The 1,576-nt window shown below is 51.9% G+C and carries 1 protein-coding gene; it reads right to left on the reverse strand.

Annotation, left to right across the window (positions count from 1 at the left end):
- Nucleotides 1–94: 94 nt before the first annotated feature.
- Nucleotides 95–1,576, reverse strand: a 1,482-nt coding sequence (rmuC, locus tag EGI32_RS11255; protein ID WP_255155458.1) for a DNA recombination protein RmuC, incomplete at its 5' end; no start/stop codon positions are given.

A 1,576-nucleotide genomic window follows, 5' to 3' on the forward strand; every position in this document is an offset into this window, starting at 1 on the left:
GATAATCTATGGGCGCCGGTGTCTTACTAAAACATACGTCATCATCTAACTCAACTAAAATACTTCGAACGCCGCGGCGTGGCGTTGCGATCGATCATTGGCCCGATCCGTTGATCAATTCCTCCGGCAGGTGCTTCTTCGTTTTCAGGCCCAGGTCCTTCAGCTTGGTAGCCTGCAACACCAGGTTATCATTTCCGCTGGTCAGCTGCTTGTAAGCATCGCCGTATTTGCTTTGGGCTTTATCCAAATGGGCGCCTACATCTTCCAGGTTGGCTACAAAGCCTACAAACTTATCGTACAGTTTAGCGCCACGTTCTGCAATCTCGTTGGCGTTGAGGTTTTGATATTCGCGTTTCCAGAGGTCGGCTATCAGCTTCAGCGAAGTGATGAGGTTGGTGGGGCTCAAGAGCAGGATGCGTTTGTCGTAGGCATAGTTCCACAGGTCCGGGTCTGCCTGCAGGGCGGCAATGTAGGCCGGCTCGCTGGGCACAAACAGCATCACAAAATCGAGGCTTTTGTTGTAGTCGTCGTAGCCTTTGGCGCTGAGCGTGCAGATATGCCTTTTGATGGAGCCCACGTGCTCGGCCAGTTCGCTCAGGCGGGTAGCTTCGTCGGGAGCATCCACGCAGCGGGCAAAAGCGTTGAGCGATACTTTGGAGTCGATGATCACGTGTCGGTTGTCGGGGTATTTGATGATGGCATCGGGGCGCATCTTTTTATCTTCGGAGTGGGAGCGCAGCGGGTTGCCCTGCTCATCGAGCAGCTGCTCTTCCATAAAGTATTCACGGCCCCTGGCAAGGCCCGAGCGCTCAAGTATATTTTCGAGGATCATTTCGCCCCAGCCGCCCTGGGTTTTCGATTCCGACTTTAAGGCACGGGTAAGGTTGTGCGCTTCTTCGCTGATCTTTTTGTTGAGCTCGGCCAGTTCTTTTACGCGTTCGCCGAGGGAGAACCGCTCTTTTGATTCTTTATCGTAGGTTTCTTCCACTTTGGTTTTAAACTCGGCAATGTTTTTACCCAGTGGTTCCAGTATGAGGTGGAGGTTGGCTTTGTTGAGTTCGGTAAATTTTTCGGTTTTGGTATCGAGGATGCGGTTGGCAATGTTTTCAAATTCGGTGTTGAATTTTTTATTGAGCGCTTCCATTTCTTCTTTCTGCGTGTTCAGCCTCTGCTGAAGTGCTTCGTTGTTGGCGGTTTGGGTGGCCAGTTGCCGATGAGAGGTGGAGAGGTCTTGTTTTAATGTTTGCAGTTCTTCTCTGAGGATATCGGCGTCTTTATTTTTATCCTGGGCCATTTGGTTGGCGGCACGTAGTTCGGCTTTTGCACCGGCCAGTAATGTGCTGGTTTCGGATAGCTGAAGCTGGTTTTCTTTGAGCGACTGTTGCAGGGTGGTCAACTCATTTGCCTTTGCCTGTAGTTGTTGCTCTGCGTTGCTCAGCTGCTGGGTGTGCGTGGCCCGGTAGCTGCTGAATTCTTTATCGAGCTCTGCGTATTGCTGTTGCAGCAGCGCTGTTTTCTTTTCATGTTCGCTGCGGCCGGTTGATTTGCCGAGCAGCCAGCCGAGGAGTGCGCCTGC

It is taken from the genome of Ferruginibacter sp. HRS2-29 (genome assembly GCF_024343615.1).
GTDB lineage: Bacteria > Bacteroidota > Bacteroidia > Chitinophagales > Chitinophagaceae > Ferruginibacter.